General features: G+C 71.8%; 16 protein-coding genes and 1 pseudogene. 13 read left to right on the forward strand and 4 right to left on the reverse strand.

Going from position 1 to position 21371, the window contains the following annotated elements:
* Positions 1 to 365 precede the first annotated feature (365 nt).
* The 13 genes and pseudogenes from I6G21_RS05330 (at position 366) to I6G21_RS05390 (ending at position 15529) form a co-directional block, all read left to right on the forward strand.
* Positions 366 to 1961, forward strand: a pseudogene (locus I6G21_RS05330) (amino acid permease).
* A gap of 152 nt (positions 1962 to 2113) precedes the next feature.
* Positions 2114 to 3670, forward strand: coding sequence for an amino acid permease (locus I6G21_RS05335; RefSeq protein ID WP_081046060.1), 1557 nt, complete (start codon positions 2114 to 2116; stop codon positions 3668 to 3670).
* Between the two features lie 13 nt (positions 3671 to 3683).
* Positions 3684 to 4517 carry a hypothetical protein gene (locus I6G21_RS05340; RefSeq protein WP_058731387.1) on the forward strand — a complete coding sequence of 278 codons (834 nt, stop codon included), beginning with the start codon at positions 3684 to 3686 and terminating at the stop codon, positions 4515 to 4517.
* A gap of 304 nt (positions 4518 to 4821) precedes the next feature.
* Positions 4822 to 5889 carry a CAP domain-containing protein gene (locus I6G21_RS05345; protein WP_232238409.1) on the forward strand — a complete coding sequence of 356 codons (1068 nt, stop codon included), beginning with the start codon at positions 4822 to 4824 and terminating at the stop codon, positions 5887 to 5889.
* Positions 5890 to 5947: 58 nt separating this feature from the next.
* Entirely contained in the window at positions 5948 to 7171 is a 1224-nt protein-coding gene (locus tag I6G21_RS05350) for an MFS transporter (RefSeq protein WP_197939438.1), read from the forward strand.
* 137 nt (positions 7172 to 7308) lie between these two features.
* A complete protein-coding gene (locus I6G21_RS05355; protein WP_165870000.1) occupies positions 7309 to 8691 on the forward strand; it encodes an MFS transporter in 1383 nt (460 codons plus the stop codon).
* A gap of 10 nt (positions 8692 to 8701) precedes the next feature.
* Complete coding sequence (locus I6G21_RS05360) at positions 8702 to 9742, forward strand: nitronate monooxygenase (protein WP_129357956.1); 1041 nt, start codon at positions 8702 to 8704, stop codon at positions 9740 to 9742.
* 132 nt (positions 9743 to 9874) lie between these two features.
* Positions 9875 to 10702: a hypothetical protein gene (locus tag I6G21_RS05365; protein WP_129357955.1), complete on the forward strand. Its 828-nt coding sequence runs from the start codon at positions 9875 to 9877 to the stop codon at positions 10700 to 10702.
* A 51-nt stretch (positions 10703 to 10753) separates the two neighbouring features.
* Positions 10754 to 11395: an ABC transporter permease gene (locus I6G21_RS05370; protein WP_058731050.1), complete on the forward strand. Its 642-nt coding sequence runs from the start codon at positions 10754 to 10756 to the stop codon at positions 11393 to 11395.
* The gene (locus tag I6G21_RS05375) at positions 11388 to 12737 is read left to right on the forward strand and encodes an ATP-binding cassette domain-containing protein (RefSeq protein ID WP_129357954.1); all 1350 of its coding nucleotides are present in this window, start codon (positions 11388 to 11390) and stop codon (positions 12735 to 12737) included. Before I6G21_RS05370 ends, I6G21_RS05375 begins: the two co-directional genes overlap by 8 nt.
* A complete protein-coding gene (locus I6G21_RS05380) occupies positions 12734 to 13492 on the forward strand; it encodes an ABC transporter permease (RefSeq protein ID WP_058731051.1) in 759 nt (252 codons plus the stop codon). The genes I6G21_RS05375 and I6G21_RS05380 overlap by 4 nt, the downstream gene beginning before the upstream one ends.
* A gap of 4 nt (positions 13493 to 13496) precedes the next feature.
* Positions 13497 to 14528, forward strand: coding sequence for a glycine betaine ABC transporter substrate-binding protein (locus I6G21_RS05385; RefSeq protein ID WP_081101550.1), 1032 nt, complete (start codon positions 13497 to 13499; stop codon positions 14526 to 14528).
* Between the two features lie 2 nt (positions 14529 to 14530).
* Positions 14531 to 15529 carry a glycine betaine ABC transporter substrate-binding protein gene (locus I6G21_RS05390; protein WP_058731052.1) on the forward strand — a complete coding sequence of 333 codons (999 nt, stop codon included), beginning with the start codon at positions 14531 to 14533 and terminating at the stop codon, positions 15527 to 15529.
* An 86-nt stretch (positions 15530 to 15615) separates the two neighbouring features.
* On the opposite strand, the gene I6G21_RS05395 is transcribed toward I6G21_RS05390, so the two are convergent.
* From I6G21_RS05395 to I6G21_RS05410, 4 genes are read right to left on the reverse strand one after another with little or no spacing between them, the layout of a single operon-like run.
* Positions 15616 to 16200 carry a hypothetical protein gene (locus I6G21_RS05395; RefSeq protein WP_061225376.1) on the reverse strand — a complete coding sequence of 195 codons (585 nt, stop codon included), beginning with the start codon at positions 16198 to 16200 and terminating at the stop codon, positions 15616 to 15618.
* Positions 16200 to 16640, reverse strand: coding sequence for an HD domain-containing protein (locus I6G21_RS05400; RefSeq protein ID WP_174544407.1), 441 nt, complete (start codon positions 16638 to 16640; stop codon positions 16200 to 16202). Before I6G21_RS05400 ends, I6G21_RS05395 begins: the two co-directional genes overlap by 1 nt.
* A 20-nt stretch (positions 16641 to 16660) precedes the next feature.
* On the reverse strand, positions 16661 to 17398 hold the full coding sequence (locus I6G21_RS05405; protein WP_058731055.1) for a hypothetical protein: 738 nt from the start codon (positions 17396 to 17398) through the stop codon (positions 16661 to 16663).
* Positions 17385 to 21212: a TM0106 family RecB-like putative nuclease gene (locus tag I6G21_RS05410; protein ID WP_129357953.1), complete on the reverse strand. Its 3828-nt coding sequence runs from the start codon at positions 21210 to 21212 to the stop codon at positions 17385 to 17387. Before I6G21_RS05410 ends, I6G21_RS05405 begins: the two co-directional genes overlap by 14 nt.
* Positions 21213 to 21371: the final 159 nt, after the last annotated feature.

Consider the following 21371-nt stretch of genomic DNA (forward strand, 5'->3'; position numbering starts at 1 on the left):
TGGCGGTTCGATGCGGGCGGATCTCAGCATCCGGACTGGGGTCTTGCTGATGCGGAACTGGGAGAGTCCCAAGTGCCGACGCTCTGACTAGGGGAGATGCCCTCGTGCGACGGTGATGTTTCGGATGGGGGCATAGCCGCCCGGTCTTTTCATATGATGGAAACAACAGGATATGCGAAGCGTGCGTATGCTTCTGCTCATCGTTCACGACGCCGCGGACCGCGGCCCCGTCACCGGGGCCACCGGCCGCGGCGTCTGACGGTTCTCCACCCGGATCTCCCCGCGTGCGGATCCCGCCGACGCCCATGCCGACGACGCACCGCGCGCACCCTCGGGGAGCTCCCCGCTCGAAGGGCTCACCACCCATGTCTCTGACCGCCTCACCCAAGGATCCGCAGGCGCTGCGCCACGGAACCGAAGCCACCATCGCCCCTGAGGACGACGCGCTGCACCAGGGCCTCGGTCCGCGCCAGCTGCAGATGATCGCCATCGGCGGGGCCATCGGCACCGGCCTGTTCCTCGGCGCCGGCGGGCGCCTGGCCTCCGCCGGCCCGTCCCTGTTCATCGCCTACGCCGTGTGCGGCTTCTCCGGGTACCTCATGCTGCGCTCCCTCGGGGAGCTGGTCTGCCACCGGCCCTCCTCCGGCTCCTTCGTCTCCTAGGCCCGGGAGTTCTACGGGGAGAAGGCCGCGTTCGTCTCCGGCTGGCTGTACTGGATGAACTGGGCGATGGTCGCGATCGCGGACTCCACCGCCATCGCCATCTACGTGCACTGGTTCGGCCAGTACAGCGCCTTCGTCGCGGCGATCCCGCAGTGGGCGGTGGCCCTGGCCGTGGTCGTGCTGGTGGTCGTGACCAACATGATCTCCGTGAAGGTCTTCGTGGAGATGGAGTTCTGGTTCTCCCTGATCAAGGTCGCCGCGCTGGTGATCTTCCTGATTGCGGGCATCTGCTTCGTCATCTTCGGCTCGCCCACCGGCTCCGAGACCGGATTCCACCTCATGTCCGACCACGGCGGCATCTTCCCCGCCGGAGGCATGGCCACCCTGATGATCGTGCAGGGCGTGGTCTTCGCCTACGCCGGCATCGAGCTGGTGGGCACCACCTCCGGGGAGACCCGCGACGCCCAGAAGGTCATCCCCAAGGCCATCAACACGGTGATCCTGCGCATCGCGGTGTTCTACGTCGGCCCGGTGCTGCTGCTGTGCCTGCTGCTGCCCTACACCGCCTTCAAGAAGGGCGAGTCCCCGTTCGTCACGTTCTTCTCCAGCATCGGCGTCGGCGCGGCCGGGCCCATCATGGAGCTGGTGGTCATCACCGCGGCGCTGTCCTCGCTCAATGCCGGGATCTACTCCACCGGGCGCATCCTGAACTCGATGTCCCACGCCGGGTCTGCGCCGAAGTTCGCGGCGATGATGACCAAGTCCGGGGTGCCCTTCGGCGGGATCCTGCTGACCGCGGCCGTGGCCCTGCTGGGGGTCGTGCTGAACTACTTCGTGCCCTCGGACGCCTTCGAGATCGTGCTGAACCTCTCCGCGCTGGGCACGATCGCCGCGTGGGCGACGATCAGCCTGTCCCACCAGAAGTTCGTCTCCCTGACGAAGAAGGGCCTGTACTCCCGGCCCAGCTACCGGGCGCCGCTCGCCCCGTACACCAACTGGCTGACCCTGGTGTTCCTGGCCGTGGTGATCGTGCTGATCGCCGTGGACTACCCGGTGGTCACCCTGACCCTCGGGTCCTTCCTCGTGATCGTGGTGCCGCTGCTGTTCATCGGCTGGTTCGCGGTGCGGGGACGGGTCGCGCACATCGCCGCCGAGCGCGCCGGGATCACGGGGGTCTTCCCTATCGCCGCCATCCCGCCGAGCGTGGAGGCGGTCAGGGAGACGGAGCTGCGGAAGATCGAGGACGCCGCCCAGGCCCGCATCCCGCAGGCCGAGCTGCTGGATGAGGATCCCCGCTAGGTCCCCAGCTCACAGCCGCGTGGTGTAAGTTACGACCCCAGAACGACATCACGACCCGAGGACGAGCCGCGGCCGGCGCCAGCCCGACGCGGCTCGTCCCGCTCCGCGGGGCCCGCAGCCCCGCGCTTCCCCTGGAGACGGACCGCACCGACATGACCCACCCCACCGCGCACGAGGCCGGATCCACCGCCTCCCCGGAGCCCGTCGGCTCCCCGACGGCCACCGCCGACCCCGCCCCCGGAGGATTCCATGAGGAGCAGAGCGGCTTCCAGAAGGGCCTCGGCCCGCGTCAGCTGCAGATGATCGCGATCGGCGGGGCCATCGGCACCGGCCTGTTCCTCGGGGCCGGCGGGCGCCTGGAGCAGGCCGGGCCCTCCCTGGCCCTGATCTACGCGGTGTGCGGATTCATGGGCTATCTCATCCTGCGGGCCCTCGGTGAGCTGGTGGTGCACCGGCCTTCCTCCGGCTCCTTCGTCTCCTACGCCCGGGAGCTGTTCGGGGAGAAGGCCGCCTACGTCTCCGGGTGGATGTACTGGCTGTTCTGGTCCACCACCGCGATCGTGGACTCCACCGCCATCGCCATCTACGTCGCCTGGTTCGGCCGCTACTCCGAGGCCGTCGCCGCGATCCCGCAGGGCGTCACGGCCTTCGCGGTGGTCGCCGTCGTGGTGGCCGCCAATCTCATCTCCGTGAAGGTCTTCGGGGAGATGGAGTTCTGGTTCGCGCTCATCAAGGTCGCGGCCCTGGTGATCTTCCTGGTGGTCGGGGTGATCATGGTCTTCACCGGCACCCCCAACGACCAGCCCTCGGGACTGAGCCTGATCACCGACCACGGCGGGCTGTTCCCCCGCGGGGTGCTGCCCGCGCTGCTGATCACCCAGGGCGTGGTCTTCGCCTACGCCGGCATCGAGCTGGTGGGCACCACCTCCGGGGAGACCCGCGACGCCGAGCGGATCATCCCCAAGGCCATCAACACGGTGATCCTGCGCATCGCGGTGTTCTACGTCGGCTCGGTGCTGCTGCTGTGCCTGCTGCTGCCCTACACCGCCTACTCCGCGGATGAATCCCCGTTCGTCACGTTCTTCTCCAGCATCGGCGTGGACGCCGCCGGTCCGATCATGCAGCTGGTGGTCATCACCGCCGCCCTGTCCTCCCTGAACGCGGGCCTGTACTCCACGGGACGGATCATGCATTCGATGGCGATGGCCGGCTCCGCTCCGCGCTTCGCCCGGCACCTGACCCGCTCCGGGGTGCCGTGGGGCGGGATCGTGCTCACCGCCGCCGTGGCGATGGTGGGGGTGGTGCTGAACTTCCTGGTGCCGGCCCAGGCCTTCGAGATCGTGCTGAACTTCGCCTCGATCGGCATCATGTCCACGTGGGTCGCGATCATCGCCTGCCATCTGCGCTTCCGGAGCCTGGCCCGCGCCGGCCGGTACCGGATCCCCGGCTACCGGATGCCCGGTGCGCCCTTCACGGACTGGCTGGTTCTGGCGTTCCTCGCCGGGGTGGTGGTGCTCATCGCCCGGGACTACCCGGTGGGCACCTGGACCCTCGGCGCGGCCCTGCTGCTGATCCCCCTGCTGATCCTCGGCTGGTTCGCCGTGCGCGGACGGGTCCTGGAGATCGCCGCGCAGCGGGAGGGATACACCGGCCTGAACCCGGTGGTCCCGCAGCGTCCGGCGGCCCGTCGGAGCCGGGACGCTCGGTAGGCGGTCTCGGGATATGGGTGCGGTGCGCGGGCGGCGGATGCTGCGCACGGTCGGCGTCCTGCTCCTCGCGGCGGCGCTGATCCTGGTCGCGGCCGTGGTGCGGCCCCGCGCCCAGGACGACGCGCAGGGACGGTACTTCCAGGACTTCTCCGACGGGCAGCGCACCAGCCGGTACCACGTGCTCGACGGCGGGGTGGACCGCTCCCGCCCCGTGGGGGTCGCCTTCTTCTTCGATGGGGACAGCACCGGGGAGGACGCCTGGTTCTGGAACCCGTACGGGGCGCAGATCCGCGCGATGGCCGCGGAGGTCAACCGCCGCAACCTGGTGCTGGTCCCGGTGCTCTCCCCGGAGGCCGAGGAGGCGGAGAACCCCGATGATCAGATCACCTGGTGGCTGCGGCAGCGCGACGACGGCGCGTGGTTCCGGGCCCTGGCCCGGCACCTGCTTCGCACCGAGCACCTGGACGCCTCCCGCTTGTGGCTGACCGGATACTCCGGCGGGGCCGACTTCATCACGGACGAGGCGCTGGCCCGGGACTCCGGGTGGATCCGCGGCGGCGGGGCGACGATCGTCGGCGGGGGCGAAGGCGACGGCTTCCCGACCGCCCCGAGCGCCGCCGTGAAGGGCATGGCCCTGACCTGGCACGAGGGCACCGAGGATGTGCCGGCCCAGGACGATCCGCAGGGCTGGTCCGGGACCACGGCCGGACGCGCCGGGTGGCGGCAGTATCGGGACGCCGGGTTCACCCGCGCGCGCTTCCAGACCGTGCCGGGAGCGGATCACGGCGGCTACGACGTCCACGCGCTGCTGGAGGAGGACCTGGAGCGCGAGGCCGCCGGCCGGTGATGGTGCGCCGGTCCAGCGGCGATCCGGTGCCGATCCCGCGACGTGCGCCGTGTTTGAGGGACGCGGTCTTCGAAGATCAGCTGAGAATTTCCGCCCCGGAGCCCGCCGGATGCAACCATCTGCGGAGCGACCGCGCAGGTCGCGCCGGGGAAGGCGCGTGTTCGAATATCACGGAACGGTGAACATTCTGGTCTGGACGGTCAGATTCGTGACGTTTCCTCTATAGACTCCATGGTGCCCGCGAGTCTCCGGCATCACAGCCGAGGGTGCGGGAGATCCCGTCACCTCACCCAGGAGCCTTCGAGTGAACAGCACCACCGCATCCTCCCGCGCCGGTCGGTACGTCCCCCAGCACAGCACCCGTCGCGGTCCCCGGGCCCACCGGGGCCGCCGCCCGCTCGGGACCCGCCCGCTGACCGCCGCGGCCCTGGCCACCGCGCTGGCGGCCGGGACCTTCGCCACCGGGCAGCTCGCCGACGCGCCGGTCGCCCAGGCCGCGCAGTCCGACATCGTGCAGGTCTCCGCCGCCCAGCGCGCCGCGGACCAGCAGAAGCTGCTGGACTCCATCAACTCCTACCGCCGCTCCCTCGGCCTGAAACCGGTCCGGTACTCCCAGACCCTCACGAACATCGAACAGGCCCACTCGGATGCCCAGGTGCGCGACGAGAGCTTCTACCACACCGACCAGTTCATGACGGATTCCCGGGCCGGGCGCTGGACCCACGTCAACGAGGTCATCGCCCTGTCCTATCAGAGCGACGTCAACCAGCTGCTGGCGTGGTGGAAGACCTCCGCCGCCCACAACGCCGCGATCACCAGCCCCAAGGCCGAGGTCATCGGCATCGCCCTGACCTACGCGGACGGCTCCCTGCAGCGCACCGGCCAGCCGTGGCGGCTGCTGGGCACCGTGAACCTCTACGGCTATGCCAACGGCGGCGCCCCCGCGGATGCGACCACCACCGTGGCCGGCGGTGCGGTCACCGTCCCGGCGGCCCAGGTGCAGCCCCAGGCCGCGGCCGCCTACAGTCCGTACGGGGCGATCGGGGTGACCTGGCGGAACTTCGGCGGGACCGCGGGCTTCGGCACCCCCGTGATGGCCGAGGCCCCCGCCGCGGACGGCGGCCGCTACCAGCGCTTCGTCAAGGACGGGCGGTACACCAAGGTCATGTGGAGCTCCAGCACCGGCACGCACTACATCAAGGAGTACGGCGGCATCGGCGCGACCTGGTCCCGGGCCGGCTACGAGCGCGGCTACGGCTACCCCGTGACCAACGAGTACCGCGTGGGCCGGGAGATGCACCAGCGCTTCTCCGGCGGCTACACCATCAAGTGGGATTCGGTGACCCAGCGAACCTGGGTCGAGCAATCCTGATCCCGACGTCGGTCCCGGGCCCCACCCGGTGCGGCGGGTCCCGCCGTAGGATGTGACGGTGCCCGCTGCGAACCCCGCCCCCGGCAGCCCCGTCGAGGGCGCCCCACGGCTGACCCGGACCCTGCTGCTCCTGATGTGCCTGGCCACGGGACTGTGCGCGGGCGGGAACTACTTCAACCAGCCCCTGCTGGACCGCATCGCCCAGACCCTCGGCGTGTCCGAGGCGGCGGCGGCCGGCTCCGTGACCGTCGCCCAGGTGGCCTACGCCGTCGGCCTGCTGCTGATCACCCCGCTGGGCGATCTGCTGGAGCGGCGTCGGCTGACCGTCGGGCTCATCCTGCTCACCGCGGCCGGGCAGCTGGCCGCGGGGTTCGCCCCCGTCTTCGGGGTGTTCCTGCTCGGGGTGGGGGCGGCCGGGCTGTTCTCCGTGGCCGCACAGGTCCTCGTGCCCTACGCGGCGCTGCTGGCCCCGCCCGGGCGGGAGGGGCGCGCCGTCGGGACCGTGATGAGCGGCCTGCTGGCAGGGATCCTGGTGGCGCGCGCGGTGGCCGGCCTGCTCGCCGAGCTGGGCGGGTGGACCCTCGTGTACCGGGTCGCCGCGCTGCTGATGGTCCTGGTGGCCCTGGGTCTGTGGCGCACGCTGCCGCCCTCGCGTCCGCAGGACCCGCCCACCTACCTCGGGCTGTTCGCCTCCATGGCCCGGCTGCTGCGCACCCATCCGCGGCTGAGCACCCGGTCCCTGGCCTCCGGGTTCTCCTTCGCCTCGATCTCCGCGGTCTTCGCGACCACCGCGCTGCTGCTGTCCGGCCCCGGCTTCGGGCTGGGCCCGGCGGCGATCGGCCTGATCAGCCTCACGGGGCTGGCCGGGACCCTGACCTCCCAGTGGGCCGGGCGCCTCACGGACCGCGGTCTCGTCCAGCGCGGCACCGGGGTGGGGGTGGCGCTGCTGGCGGCCGGGTGGGGTGCCTTCGTCCTCGGCGGGGGCAGCGTGGTGTGGTTCTGCGTCGGGATGGCCGTGGCGGACGGCGGACTGCAGCTGATCCACATCCTGTCGATGAGCGCCGTCTACGCGCTGGAGCCCTCGGCCCGCGCCCGGCTGAATTCGGTGTACATGACCGTGTACTTCGTCGGCGCCGCCGTCGGCTCGGCGGCCGGGGTGTGGGCGTGGGACCGGTGGGGCTGGTCCGGGGTCTGCGGCGTCGGCTTCGCGCTGACCGCCCTGACGGGTCTGGCGGCCGCGGCCGACCTGGTGTGTGCGAGACGACAGCCGTGTAGCGTATAGCCCAGCGAATGGATCCTGGGGAGGCGGCACATGCTCGGTGTCATCGGCGGCGTGGGGCCCTGGGCGACCCAGGAGCTCTACCGGATGGTGAACAGCCTCACCGAGCAGACCAGAGCCTGCGCGGAGTTCGCCTGCTGATGCGCCGCCACCTGGGATTCCTCGGCGCCTGCCTGGGATTCACGGTGGTGCTGCTGGATACGACGGCAGTGGCCGCGATCCTGCCGGGCATCGTCGCGGACCTGGGCGACGGGAGCTCCGCCGGGATGTGGATCGCCGCGGCCTACCTGCTGGCCTTCGCGGTGCTGCTCATGCCCTGCGGCGCCCTCGCGGATCGGATCGGCCCGGGGCGGGCCTATCTGCTGGGGCTGGTGATCTTCGGCATCGGCTCCGCACTGTGCGCCGCGGCCCCGGGGGCCTTCGCCCTGATCCTGGCGCGAGTGGTCCAGGGCGTCGGGGCCGCGGCCATGGTGCCCGCATCCCTGTCCCTCATCGCGGGGCTGTACGTCGAGCGGCGCCTCGCGGCGGTGCTGGGCATCTGGTCGGCGATCTCCGGGGTGGCCGCCGCGGCCGGTCCCGTGCTGGCCGGTGCGCTCGCCGCCCGCTGGGGGTGGCCCAGTGTGTTCTGGATGAACCTCCCCGTCTGCGCGACGGCCCTGGTGCTGCTCGTGGCCATCCCGCCCACCGCCGCGTTCCCCGGCGCGACCAGCCGCGATCCGAGGGCCGACCGGGACGGGGTCGGAACGGCGGCCGCCGTGCTCTCCCTCGGACTGGGAGCGGGCATCGCCGCCGCGCAGCTGCTGCCCGAGCAGCCGATCGCTCTGCCCCTCCTGCTGGCGGTCGCGGCCGCGATCCTGGTGGGGCTGGGTCTGCGCCTGGACCGCCGGCGCGGACGGCCCGTGCTGTCCCTGTTCGACCACGGCCGGTTCCGCCGCGTCACCGCGTGCGCGCTGTTCCTCAACGCCGCCTTCTACGGGCAGTTCATGATCGTGCCCTTCGTGATCCGGGACCTTCTGCCCGACGCGCAGCGGGTCATCGTCCAGGGGTACGCCCTGGAGGCGCTCGCCGCGATCGCGGGCTCCCTGGCGGCCGCCCGCGTGCTGACCTCCTGGCCCCGACCCCGCCGGGCGGCCACCGGGCTGCTGCTGCTCCTGGCCGGTCTGACGGCGGTGGGCGCCGGCTGCCGCCTCGGCCTCTCCGGACTCGTGCTGCTCGGCTGCGCGCTGTGCGGGTTCGGCAACGACGTGGCGGCCGTGCTGCTGACGGCCGTCTCCGTCTCCGACGTGCCCGAGGCGGTGCGCGGGCGCGGTCAGGGGGTGTTCAACGCGGCCCGGCAGATGGGCAGCGCCGCCGGGGTCGCGGCCGTCGCTCTGGGCTCCGCCGCCCTGTCCGGGGCAGACCGGATCCTCCTGGTGCTCGCCGTTCCTGCACTGCTGGGGCTGTGCGGCGCCGCCGTCCTGCTCCGGCCCGAGCGCCCCGGTTCCCGCAGCGCCCGCTCCGCCCCGGAACCCTCGACGATCTAGGCTCGGGGACATGCTCGACCTCGCCGGACTGCCCCACCCCATCATCCAGGCCCCCATGGCCGGCGGCCCCTCCACCCCGGAGTTGGCCGCGGCCGTGTCCGACGCCGGGGGCCTGGGATTCCTCGCGGCCGGATACCTCGCACCCGAGGCCCTGGCCGAGCGGATCCGCACCCTGCGCGGGCTCACCGAGGCGCCCTTCGGCGTGAACCTGTTCGTCCCGGAGCGGCACCGGACCGATCCCGCCCAGCTGGCGGAATACTCCCGCGTCCTGCAGCCCTGGCGCACCCGCTGGCGGGTGCAGGCCCCCGCCGAGCTGCCCGGATACTCCGATGACCGCTGGCAGGCCAAGCTGGAGCTGCTGCTGGCGGACCCGGTGCCCGCGGTGAGCTTCACCTTCGGCCTTCCGGGCCCCGAGGTCCTCGCCCGCCTGCGCGGCGTCGGCACCTGGACCGCGCTGACCGTCACCAGCGCCGCGGAGGCCGGGCGCGCCGCGGCGCTGGAGCCCGACGCGCTGATCGTGCAGTGCCACCGCGCCGGGGGCCACCGGGGAACCCTGGCCGCCGACGCGCCGCTGGGGCAGGAGGAGCTGCCGGAGCTGCTGCGCGCCGTGCGCCGCGTGACGGACCTGCCGCTGATCGGGGCCGGCGGCATCGGCACCGCCGAGCACGTGCGCGCCGCCCTGGAGGCCGGGGCGGCGGCCACGCAGATCGGCACCCTGTTCGCCGCCGCCGCCGAGGCCGGGACCGGCCCCGTGCACCGGGATGCTCTGCTGCGCGCCGCCGCGGACGCCGCGGCGGGCCGGCCCCCGGAGACCGCGGTGACCCGCGCCTTCTCCGGGCGGCCCGCCCGGGCCCTGGCCAACCGCTTCACCCGGGAGCTGGCCGACCACGAGATCACGGGGTACCCCGAGGTGAACGATCTGACCGCCCCGCTGCGCGCGGCCGCCCGCCGCGCGGGCGATCCGGAGGCCGTGAACCTGTGGGCCGGAACCGGGGTGGGCTGGGTGCGATCGGCTCCCGCCCGGGAGATCCTGGCCCGGCTGATCGCCTGAGGTCGGCGGCTCGCGGCTCCCGCCGGCGAGGAGCCGCGGAGCATCGGCGCCCCGCTTCACCTAGGATGGTGAGCATCATCACTCGATACCGCCCGGCTCACGCCGCGCGGGCCGATCCCGAGGGGGACCGACATGGACAAGCACCTCATGAGGACCGCGGGTCTGGCGGCGATCGGCATGCTCGCGCTGAGCGGCTGCGGCGCCGGAGGCTCCACCGACGCCGACGCCTCGGCCTCGCCCACCGAGGACAAGCCGATCTGCCAGCAGGAGGCCTCCGAGGCCACGACCATCGACTCCGCCCCGGAGGTGGAGTGGGTGGAGCACGATGGGCGCCCCTACACGCCGAAGTCCGAGGACCTCGGACCCGCCGAGGAGAAGGACGGCATCGGCACCTGCTACCGCCACTCCCCGGAGGGCGCGCTCGTGGCCAGCGCCGACTTCATCTCCGTGATCATGAGCTTCGACGCCGACGAGGTGAACAAGCTCACGCAGGAGCACGCCACCGGCGCCGACCGGGACAAGATCACCGAGGACTTCCAGAGGCTGGAGGACACCTACCGGGGAACCGAGACGAAGCAGATCATCGAGGGCATGAAGGTGGCCGGATACAAGGTCGAGTCCTACTCGGAGGATCGGGCCGTCATCAGCGTGGCGTACAGCATGGAGGCGCAGGGCGCCCACCACGAGATCTCCTTCGCTCTGCCGCTGACCTGGCAGGACGATGACTGGTCCTTCGCCGCCGATGCGTACGGAGACTCCTCGGAGGACCTCACCGGTTACACCCCGTGGGCCCCGCGGCGGAGCGCCTCGAGCCCAGCGCCTCCGCCTCCTCCGGGTCGTAGATCTCCGCCGATTCGGTCCCTGACCGGCGCAGATGCCTCCGGCCCGCCGTCGACGCCTGAGTGTCACACGGCGGGTCGGAGTTGTCTTTATCAGCAGGCTGATTACTCTGGGAGGTGACCCCGGGACGGCGTGCGCCGCCCCACGTACCCGTCATCACCCGAGGATCCCATGATCGACTTCGTCCGCGAACGGTGGGGGCAGATCCTGTTCGCCAGCTGGCAGCACCTGAGCCTGGTGGTCCAATGCCTCCTGCTCGCCACGGTCATCGCCGTCGCCCTGGCCGCGCTGTGCTACCGACGCCGCAGCCTGACCTCCCTGGCCAACAACGTCACCGCCGTCGGCCTGACCATCCCCTCCTTCGCCCTCATCGGCCTGCTCGTGATCCCCCTGAGCTTCGGCGTCCTGCCCGCCGTCGTGGTCATCACCTTCTACGCCGTCTTGCCCATCCTGCGCAACGCAGTGGTCGGGCTGGCGGGGGTGGACCGGGCCACCGTGGAGGCCGCCCGCGGCATCGGGATGGGCCGGACCGCCGCCTTCCTGCGTGTGGAGCTGCCTCTGGCCTGGCCCGTGATCCTCGCCGGGATGCGGGTCTCCGCGCAGATGACCATGGGCATCGCCGCCGTCGCCGCCTACGTCCTCGGACCCGGGCTCGGCACCTACATCTTCTCCGGCCTGTCCCGGCTGGGCGGTGCCAACTCCCTGGAGTCCGTCGTCACCGGCGTCATCGCCGTGATGATCCTCGCCCTGATCCTCGATCTCATCCTCGTCCTCATCGGCCGCCTGACCACCTCAAGGGGTATCCGTGTCTGAGCACACCACCACCGCCACGCCCGACGCCGCCCGGAAGGACACCGGGTCCCAGACCCGGCAGAAGGGCGCGCAGATCCTCATCGAGAACGTGACCAAGCGCTACGGCTCCGGCAAGGCCGCCGTGGACCACCTGACCCTGGAGATCCCCGCCGGGCAGACCGTCATGTTCGTCGGACCCTCCGGGTGCGGGAAGACCACCACCCTGAAGATGATCAACCGGCTCATCGAACCCACCGAGGGGCGTCTGGTCATCGACGGGCAGGACGTCACCCGCATGAACGGGGACAGGCTGCGCCGCCAGATCGGCTACGTCATCCAGGCCGGCGGGCTCCTGCCGCACATGACCGTGGCCAAGAACATCGGCCTGGTACCCAAGATGCTCGGGTGGGACAAGCGGCGCATCGCCGAGCGGGTGGACGAGCTGCTGGACCTGGTCTCCCTGGACCCGGACACCTACCGGGACCGCTACCCCCGGGAGCTGTCCGGCGGGCAGCAGCAGCGCGTGGGCGTCGCCCGCGCCCTGGCCGCCGACCCGCCCGTGCTGCTCATGGACGAGCCCTTCGGCGCCGTGGACCCCATCACCCGTCAGCGTCTGCAGGACGAGCTGATCAACATCCAGAACGAGCTGCAGAAGACCATCGTGTGCGTGACCCACGACTTCGATGAGGCGGTCAAGCTCGGGGACTGGATCGCCGTGTTCGACGAAGGCGCGCAGATCGTCCAGTACGACACCCCCGAGCGGATCCTCGCCGAACCCGCCAGCGAGTTCGTGGAGAACTTCATCGGCTCCGGCGCCGGGCTGAAGCAGCTGGGCCTGGCCCGCGTGGAGGACGTGGACCTGCTCGAGGCGATCACCGGACGCGCCGGGGACAGCGCGGTGCAGCTGCTGGACCTGGTGGAGAAGGGCCGGCAGAACCACGCCGTCGTGCTCGACGAACGCGAGCGGCCCCTGGCCTGGCTCTCCCGCGAGCAGCTGCGGCGCCTCTCCTCCCTGCCCGTCGAGCGGGACGAGAACCTGCCGCTGGTCTCCCTGCGCTCCACCCTCAACGACGCTCTGGACACCATGCTCGTCGCCTCCACCGGCGCGGCCCTGGTGGAGGGCCCGCGCGGCCGCTTCCGCGGGGTGATCACCGTGGAGACCGTCATGAACTCCATCCGGGAGCTGCGCCGCTTCGACCCGGGCGAGCGCACCCCGGTGGGCAACAACACCGGGGAGATCTCCCGGCTGCCGGGACAGGAGACCGATGAGGGTCCTGCCGCGGCGGACGCGGATGCCGCGGCCTCGGATTCCGCCCCGTCCGGCGGCGGGGAGCCGTGGAACGCGGGAGGTGAGGCGCGGTGAGCCGCGACACCGAGACCGTTCAGAGCACGGACCGGCGCTCCTGGAAGGGGCTCATCGCGCAGCCGCTGGTCATCGCCGCCTTCCTCATCGGCATCGTCATCTGGCTGCTCAACGCGGACCTGTCCAAGACCGAGCAGGTCACCCTGGCCCCCGCGAACCTGTGGGATCTGACCTGGCAGCACCTGGAGCTCACGGTGGTCTCCGCCGTCGTGGTGCTCGTGATCGCGATCCCCCTGGGGATCCTGCTGACCCGCCGGCCCTTCCGGAAGCTGAACACCCCCGTCCTGGCGGTGGCGAACATGGGCCAGGCCGCCCCGCCCGTGGGCATCGTCGTGCTGCTGGCCTTCTGGCTGGGCTTCGGCTTCAAGGCCACGGTGCTCGCGCTGATCTTCTACGCGCTGCTGCCGGTGCTGCGCAACACCATGGTGGGCCTGGACGCCGTGGACCCGCGGGTCATCGAGGCCGCCCGGGGCATGGGCATGTCCAATGCGGCGGTGCTGCTCAAGGTGGAGCTGCCCCTGGCGGTTCCGGTCATGCTCGCCGGGATCCGCACCGCGCTGGTGCTGCTGGTCGGCACCGCCACCCTCGGCACGTTCATCGACGGCGGCGGACTCGGCCTGCTCATCACCACCGGGGTGAACCTGGCCCTGAACCGCGTGCTGATCACCGGGTCCCTCCTGGTGGCGCTGCTGGCGCTGACCGTGGACTGGGTGGCGCGCGTTTTCGAAGAAGTCGCCCGACCGAAGGGGCTGTGACCGCATGAGCTCCGCCTCAGCATCGAAGCCGCGGCACCGCGGCACCGTCCGCCGAGCCCGGAAGGCGGCATGGCTGCCCGCCGGCGCGGCGCTGCTCCTGGGGCTGTCCGGGTGCGGCCTGGCGCCGTCCACCTCCGCAGTGCCGGAGGTGCGTCCCGCGACCATCGCGGCGATCGACGGCGCCGGGGACCGCGAGGTCACCGTGACGTCCAAGAACTTCACCGAGCAGATCATCCTCGGCAAGATGGCGGTGCTCACCGCGAAGGCCGCCGGGTTCGACGTCACGGACATGACCAACGTGCCGGGTTCCGTGCCGTCGAGGAACATGCTGGTCGATGGCGATGCCCAGATCGGCTGGGAGTACACGGGCACCGCGTGGCTGACGTACATGGGCCACGAGCAGGCCCTGCCCGACGCCGAGCAGCAGTGGCAGGCGGTGAAGGACGAGGACGCTGCCAACGGGCTGGACTGGGGGCGCCCCTCCGCGGTGAACAACACGTACGCCTTCGCGGTCAATCAGGAGACCGCCCGGAAGTACGGGCTGAAGACGATGGACGACATCCGCACCAAGGTCCCGGTGCAGGATCGCCAGTTCTGCGTGGAATCCGAGTTCAACTCCCGCCAGGACGGGATGAACCCGTTCCTGCAGGCCTACGGCATCCCCCGAGGCAGCGCCGACGGCGTCCCGGAGGCCAACGTATCCGTGATGGACACCGGGTCCATCTACGCCGCGACCGGCTCCGGGGACTGCACCTTCGGCGAGGTCTTCACCACCGATGGCCGCATCCCCGCCCTGGACCTGGTGGTCCTTCAGGACACGAGGAGGTTCTTCCCGCAGTACAACGCCTCACCGGTGTTCAACGCGCAGCTGGTCCGGGATTATCCGCAGCTTCCGGAGAGGTTCCAGGAGGTCGCCGAGCGTCTCAGCGATGACACGATGCGCTCGCTGAACTACCAGGTCGACGTCGAGGGGAAGGACCCGGGGGATGTGGCCGAGCAGTGGATGGTCGATCAGGATCTGATCAAGGAGGGCTGAGTATGAGGGGAACGAGGAAGAGCCGGTGGAGCGTGATCGCGGCGATGGGCGCCGTCGGGATGCTCGCGCTGAGCGGGTGCGGGCTGCAGCCGTCCACCGCCGCACCCCCGAACATCGGCCCCGGTTCCCTGCAGCCCGTGGAGGGGGCCGAGGGGCAGCGGATCGTGATCACCTCGAAGAACTACACCGAGCAGCTGATCCTGTCCAAGATCGCGGTGATGACGGCGGAGGCCGCCGGGTTCGACACCGTGGACATGGCCAATGTGCCCGGCTCCCAGCAGGTCCGCCGCCTGATGCTCTCCGGGGAGACGGATATGTTCTACGAGTACACCGGCTCCGCGTGGCTGACGTACATGGGCCACGAGCAGGGCATCAAGGATCAGCGTGAGCAGTGGCAGGCCGTGAAGGACGAGGATGCGAAGAACGGGCTCACCTGGGGCCCGCCGGCGCCCATGAACAACACCTACGCCTTCGCCGTGAACCGGGAGTTCGCGCAGAAGTACGGGATCACCAAGCTCTCCGACATCAAGGAGAAGGTCCCGGTGAACGAGCGCAACTTCTGCGTGGAGACCGAGTTCAACTCCCGGCAGGACGGGTTGGACCCGATGCTGCAGACCTACGGCATCCCGCGCGGGGCCCCCGACGGCGTGCCGGAGAACGAGGTGTCCATCATGGACACCGGATCCATCTACGCCGCGACCGGGTCCGGGGACTGCTCCTTTGGGGAGGTCTTCACCACCGACGGGCGCATTCCGGCCCTGGACCTGGTGGTCCTGGAGGACGACAAGCACTTCTTCCCCAACTACAACGTCGCCCCGGTGATCAACACCGAGTTCCTCGAGAAGTACCCGGAGCTCATGGACCGCTTCGATCAGGTGGATGAGAAGATCACCAACGAGATGCTCATGGACCTGAACCGGCAGGTGGATGTGGACGGGAAGGATCCCGGTGAGGTCGCGAAGCAGTGGATGATCTCCGAGGGGTTCATCTCCGAGGGGTGAGCCGCCGCGCGGAGTCGGACCGGCAGCCGGGTCCGGAGCCGGACGCGACGGCCCCGGTGGCTTCGGGCCCGCCGACGGCGGAGGCGTCAGGCCGCGGTGCGCTCCAGCAGGGCAGCAGCAGCATCCGCGGCGCGCACCTGCTCCGCCCAGCCGGTGCGGATCAGGGCCCGGCTCACCGCCTGCGGGCTGATCCCCAGCGCCCGTGCCGCCTCGGCGTGCTGACCTCGCACCCCCGGGACCATGAGGTCCACGACCCGCCACTGCGCGGCGCTGCGCTCGCGGATGAGGCGGGCCGCCAGCTCCAGCAGGGCCGCGGCCGCCTCGTCGAGCACGGGATCCGCTCCCTGCACCCGGATCCCCGGTCCCTCGTCGAAGGCCCGGCGGGCACGGCCCAGCCCGACGCCGTCGGCCTGCTCGCCGTCCAGGATCACCGGTCCGGCGCCCACGGCGATGCGATCCGCACCGGCCCGCACCGCATCCAGGACGGCCCACGCGGCGGCGATGGGGGAGTCCAGGACGGCGCGCAGCTCGGTGCGGGGATCCTGCCCGTGGGGCGCGACGGTGCGATTGATGAGCGAGGGCTGAGGGCCGGCGGGGGTCTCGCGGGCGCGTCGGCGCAGGAGCCGGGCCACGGGCTCCGGGTCCGGGGCGCAGCACAGCAGAACGAACATCAGCGGCCTTCCTCCAGCAGGGCCCGCGCGTGCCGGTACTTCTGTGCCAGGCGCTCGCGGGTGGGCTCATCCAGGCGAGCGGTGCGTGCCGGATCGGTGTTGTCCTCCAGGTCCGCCTGCTTGACCGCCAGGGCGAGACGGTCGGCGCGCACCCGCGCGTAGTACTCCTCCGGGGCCTCCGCCTCCCTGCGGGTCATCGCGTCCACGCCGGCCACCACCTCCGCGGGAAAGTCCCGCTCCAGGTCCTCCAGGGACACCGGGGTGTCTTCGACGACGTCGTGCAGCCACGCCACGGCCCGCGCCGACTCGAGGTCCTGCGGTGCGGCATAGCCTCGCACCCGCTGTGCCACCCTCCGCGGGTGCTCGATGTACGCCGCACCCGCCTTGTCTACCTGACCCGCATGGGCGCGGCGAGCCACCCGCTGCGCGCGCTCGATCATCTCCGACACCGTCTCCTCCTCTACTCCCAGAACAGGGTCTCCACGTCCACGCCGCGCACCATGAGCTCCTCCTGCAGCGCCTCCCGGCAGATCAGGGGCAGGGCCAGGGACCCCAGGACGTCGTCCGGACCGGCGTAGGCGGTCAGCGCGTCGAAGCCGCGACGGAACCGGGCCAGGGAACCGCACAGGGCGACGATGCCGCGCAGGTCCTGTGCGGCGCCGAACACCCAGAAGGCATCGCGATCGGTGAGCTGGAACAGGCCCACCGGGCGGCCTTCACCGGGGATGCTGCGCGTGCGCACCCAGCCCCCGGGAGCCCCCGGACCCATCGGCGGGCAGATCGGGTCGTAGGTCCAGGAGGTGGTCTCCCGCAGCCAGGCGGGGTACTCCGGGAACCACACCGTGGCGGTCTCCTCCCGGGGCCACTCCGTCTGCTGGAACACCGCGGCGTCCATCGCCGCCCAGAACTCCTCCGCCCCGCCGGTGATCCCCACCGAGTTGATGTGCTCCGGGTCCGGATCCGGGGCGAACAGCGCCCCCTCCTCCCCGGACAGGTACGCCTGATCCCAGAAGGTGGTGCGCGGGGCGCGATCCGCGGCCAGCAGGTTGGCCTCGATCTGCTGCAGCAGATGAGCATCCCCCAGGGCCACCGTCTGGTCATCGAAGTGCAGGAGGAACGGGGTCCGCGCCCGGAAGCTGGGACGGATCACCGGAGGGCGAGCGGCGTCCTCGGCCGCCGCGGCGTCATCCCGGCTCATCCGCCTCACCTCCGTCTCCCGTCCAATCCGCGTCCCGACCGTCCATCGTAGATCCGGTGGGCTCCCGCCAGGGCAGGGCCCGACGGCGCAGCCCCGTGAACCCGCCGAGCACCGCCAGACCCTCCGGGGAGGCGGGCCAGTAGTCCGTGAGTGCCGGAGAGCTGATCAGCACCGCCGCCCACTGGCCCCGGGATACGGCCACGTTCAACCGGTTCGGAGAGAGCAGGAAGTCCATGCCGCGGGGCACCTCGGCGGCGGAGCTTGCGGCCATGGACACGATCGCCACCGCGGCTTCCTGCCCCTGGAACTTATCCACGGTGCCCACTCGGACGCCGTCATCCTCTCCGGTGAGACCCGCGGCCCCCAGAGCATGGCGGATGGCTTCCACCTGGGCGTTGTACGCGGCGACCACCAGGAGGTCCGAGGCCTCCAGCGGGCGGGGCGCTCGCCCCGTCCCGGGGGTCCAGGGTCGGCCCACCAGGGTGCGCGCCACCTGCACGACGGCGTCGGCCTCCTCGGGACTGGCCGTGGCCCGGCCCGTGTGCTCCACCTCCAGTCGGTGCACCCCCGGGGCCAGCCCGGCCAGCCGGCGGTGACCGGCCGCTTCCGCTGCGTGCAACCGGCCCCGGTAGCTCAGCCGGGACACCGGGGCGCACAGGCTCGGGTGCATCCGCCAGGTCGCGTCCAGGAAGTACCCGAGCTGCGGGGGCAGGGTCTGCTCGCCGGCGGAGAGCCAGCCCAGGGTGGACTCGTCCACCGAATACGGGTGGGTGCCCTGGGTGACCTGCGGCAGCTGCTGGGGATCCCCGAGCAGCAGGAGGTTCCGTGCGGCCCGGGAGACCGCGAGCATGTTGGCCAGGGAGTACTGACCGGCCTCGTCGATGACCAGCAGATCCAGCTGGCCGGGGGAGAACCGCTCCGCATTGGCGAAGTCCCAGGCGGTGCCCCCGTACACCCGCCCGGGCACCGGGACCTCATCGTCCTCCCCGGCCAGGAAGTCCGGGATCTCCTGGGGGCCGATCCGCCGCCACGGCACCGTCGGCTCCGCGACCTGCTCGGCGCCGCGGGGACGACGGGGCTTGGCTTTGGCCATGGCCTCCCGCGGCACCCGGCCGTGCTGCGCGCACCCGCGCAGCAGGTTCTCGATCACCGCGTGGGACTGCGCCACCACGCCGATCCGCCACCCCCGCTGCACCAGCCGCCCGATCACGTGCGCCCCGACGAAGGACTTTCCGGTGCCCGGCGGACCCTGCACCGCCACGTAGGAGCGGTCCAGGTCCAGGACCGCGGCGAGGATCGCCTCGACCATCGGCAGGCCCGGCGCGGACCAGTCCGGGGCGGGCAGCGCCCCGCCGGAGCGCAGCCGCGGGGACCGGCGGGAGAGGATGTCCAGGCCGGCGTCGGCCGGCAGGTGCGGCAGGGCGGCGTCGACCTCCTCCGCCAGCGCCGCCAGGGCGTCCTCCTGCGCCTGGGTGCGGATCGGGGCGGGCGGGGTCAGGGCCATCGGCAGCTGTGCGAAGGCCTCGGAGTCGGCGGGTCGGGCCTCGGTGACCCGCACCCGGTAGGTCCCCTCCTGCGGCCCCGGCTCGATCTCCTCCAGCGTCGCGCGGGCCTGGGAGGCCCGCTCGGGCACCGGCGCAGCACCACCACCCTGGCCCCTCCGCTCCTGGGCCTGCAGCACCTGATCCCGCAGGTACCCGGGCAGCGGGGAGTCGTACATCGCGAACAGCCCGGACTCCCCGCCGCGCAGACTCGAGCCGTCCGGGATGCGAGCGGTGCCCTCCAGGACGCGGCGTTCGGTGCGCCCGCGCGGCGGGGTGTGCCAGTCCTCGGCCACCGTCACGCGGTCGAAGAGCACGACGTCGCGGGTGGATTCCCACTCCTGGACGGCGGAGGCCAACCGGTCGAAGTGCGACCACCAGAACTGCTTGCGCTCGCGCCGATGGTACCCGGTGGCCGAGGCGACCATCCCGGCGGCCGTCACGGTGCGGGCCAGCTCCGCCTCGTCCAGGCCGGTGGAGGCCGTGGTGGCGTGCTGGGCGAAGTGGGTCAGGGAGGCCTCCACCGCGGAGACCTCGGCGTCCTCATGCTCGGGCGCCTCCGGGTGCGGCGCGGCCGGATCCGGTGCGCAGGCCTCCGCGGCGGCGTCGCGCCCGGCCAGGTCCAGCAGCCAGTTCCGCAGCCGCAGCGTGGACAGGCAGTCGTACTCGTTGTAGTCGGCGATGGAGGCGAGGATCCGGCGGGCCTGCTCCGGTTCGTCCGCGTCCCGGTGCGCGGCGTAATCCGCGTAGGCCACCACGGAGGCGCCGGCGTCGGTCACGTCTCCGGCCCGCAGATGCTCGCCCATGTACAGGGGCTCGAGCTTCTTGATCGAGTACGACGGCGCGGAGATCCGCAACCCGCGGCGCACCGGCTCGTACAGGTCCACCAGGACCTCCTGGCGCAGCAGGTCATCCACGGCTTCCTCGCCGACGCCGTGGCGCATCGCCAGGGACCGCAGCGCGCGTTTCTCGTAGTCGGCGTAGTGGTAGATCCGCATCTGCGGGTATCGCCGTCTCCGCTCGGCGATGTACTCGAGGAAGTCCAGCAGCGCCCGGCGCTCCTCGCGGCGGGAGTGAGCCCAGAACGGCACGAACCGCGGCTCGTGGCCCGGGTCCGCCAGCAGCGCCGGATCCTCCGGGGCCTCGACGACGCCGAACAGGTACTCGATGCCCCAGGAGCCGTCCTCCGGGTCCTGCCACAGCGGATCCCCCTCGAAGTCGAAGAAGACGTCCCCGGGGGCGGCTCGCGGTATCCGCCGCAGCGGCGCCGCATCCGTGACCGCGTAGGTGAGCCGATGCTCCTCCCCGGCGGAGTCCCGGTAGGTGACCTCCCCGTCCGGTGAGCCCTCGCCCAGCTGCATCTGCGCCTGGGCGCGGGCGGCGCGCAGGGACCCCGAGAGGTGAGCGTCGTCCTCGGGCAGGTGGGCCAGATCCGCCACGGTGCGCACCCCGTGGCGTTCGCGCAGCAGGGTCCGCCGCGCCAGCGTCATCCCGGCCACCTGCAGCACGTCCTGGTTCTCCTGGATCTGCTCCAGGCAGTGGGGGCAGACGCCGCAGCGAGGCAGGGTCTCCTCCCACCAGTCCGCCGGCGCCGCGCCGGGGCGCCGACGCTTCGCGGTGAGTGCTTCGAACCGCTCCCGTCGCTCCCGATACACCTCCAGGAACCGCTCAACCTCGAAGCTCGCCTCCCGCCGGTCTCCCAGGATGAGGGTGACCTCGGGACTCACGGGGATCCCGGCCGCGGCGAGCTGGTCTGCGTAGGCCGCCAGCTGCAGCAGCGCGGTGACCTTGGCGTGGCGAGCGAGCTTGGTGTCGTACACGGCGTAGGCGCCGTCCGCCCGGCGGATCAGGAAGTCCGCGCGGCCGTGGAAGCGGCCGTCGTAGAAGGAGGCCTGGAAGACGACGTCGGCCCCGGAGCGCAGGGCCGCCACGGTCTCCTCGTGCTTGGCGGTGAGGGCCTCGTGGGTCATCGATCTCGCCGGCTCCACCTCGTACACCCCGCGCCCGGGCGCGCCCGCGTCCGGTGGCTGGTAGGGGCCGTACCGCTCCCGCAGCTCGGCCAGCACCTCGGCCTCGTGGCGGTCCCCGAGCCGCGCGGTGCGCTCGAGCATCGGGTCCTCGGGCACCGGCAGCCGCGGCACCCGCCCAAGCTTCTCGTCCAGGATCCACACCGTCGCCCACGGGCATTCCGCGGCGCGCACCAGATCGGTGGCGGAGCAGACGAGGACGCGGCCGTCGGCCTCGATGCCGCCGGGGACGTCGACGAAGAACATCTGCGGCCTCCTGGGGGTGTCTCGGGCGGTGGGTGCCGCCGTCTGGCTCCACCCTACGAGGGCCGACTGACAGATCGAACAGCCGACGGGAAGCCCGACGGCTGCAAGAAAGTATCGGAAATCGGGGCGGCAGCCGCTGTCGAGGTCCGTGCACCGCTG

The sequence above is a fragment of the Rothia kristinae genome (assembly GCF_016028855.1).
Classification (GTDB): domain Bacteria; phylum Actinomycetota; class Actinomycetes; order Actinomycetales; family Micrococcaceae; genus Rothia; species Rothia kristinae.

What these genes read in the sequence shown, in the direction of transcription:
- I6G21_RS05395 (WP_061225376.1), bottom strand. Translation starts at nt 16,200, where the DNA reads ATGTTCGTTCTGCTGTGCTGCGCCCCGGACCCGGAGCCCGTGGCCCGG.
- I6G21_RS05400 (WP_174544407.1), bottom strand. Translation starts at nt 16,640, where the DNA reads ATGATCGAGCGCGCGCAGCGGGTGGCTCGCCGCGCCCATGCGGGTCAG.
- I6G21_RS05370 (WP_058731050.1), top strand. Translation starts at nt 10,754, where the DNA reads ATGATCGACTTCGTCCGCGAACGGTGGGGGCAGATCCTGTTCGCCAGC.
- I6G21_RS05360 (WP_129357956.1), top strand. Translation starts at nt 8,702, where the DNA reads ATGCTCGACCTCGCCGGACTGCCCCACCCCATCATCCAGGCCCCCATG.
- I6G21_RS05355 (WP_165870000.1), top strand. Translation starts at nt 7,309, where the DNA reads ATGCGCCGCCACCTGGGATTCCTCGGCGCCTGCCTGGGATTCACGGTG.
- I6G21_RS05340 (WP_058731387.1), top strand. Translation starts at nt 3,684, where the DNA reads ATGGGTGCGGTGCGCGGGCGGCGGATGCTGCGCACGGTCGGCGTCCTG.
- I6G21_RS05335 (WP_081046060.1), top strand. Translation starts at nt 2,114, where the DNA reads ATGACCCACCCCACCGCGCACGAGGCCGGATCCACCGCCTCCCCGGAG.
- I6G21_RS05390 (WP_058731052.1), top strand. Translation starts at nt 14,531, where the DNA reads ATGAGGGGAACGAGGAAGAGCCGGTGGAGCGTGATCGCGGCGATGGGC.
- I6G21_RS05385 (WP_081101550.1), top strand. Translation starts at nt 13,497, where the DNA reads ATGAGCTCCGCCTCAGCATCGAAGCCGCGGCACCGCGGCACCGTCCGC.
- I6G21_RS05405 (WP_058731055.1), bottom strand. Translation starts at nt 17,398, where the DNA reads ATGAGCCGGGATGACGCCGCGGCGGCCGAGGACGCCGCTCGCCCTCCG.
- I6G21_RS05365 (WP_129357955.1), top strand. Translation starts at nt 9,875, where the DNA reads ATGGACAAGCACCTCATGAGGACCGCGGGTCTGGCGGCGATCGGCATG.
- I6G21_RS05410 (WP_129357953.1), bottom strand. Translation starts at nt 21,212, where the DNA reads ATGTTCTTCGTCGACGTCCCCGGCGGCATCGAGGCCGACGGCCGCGTC.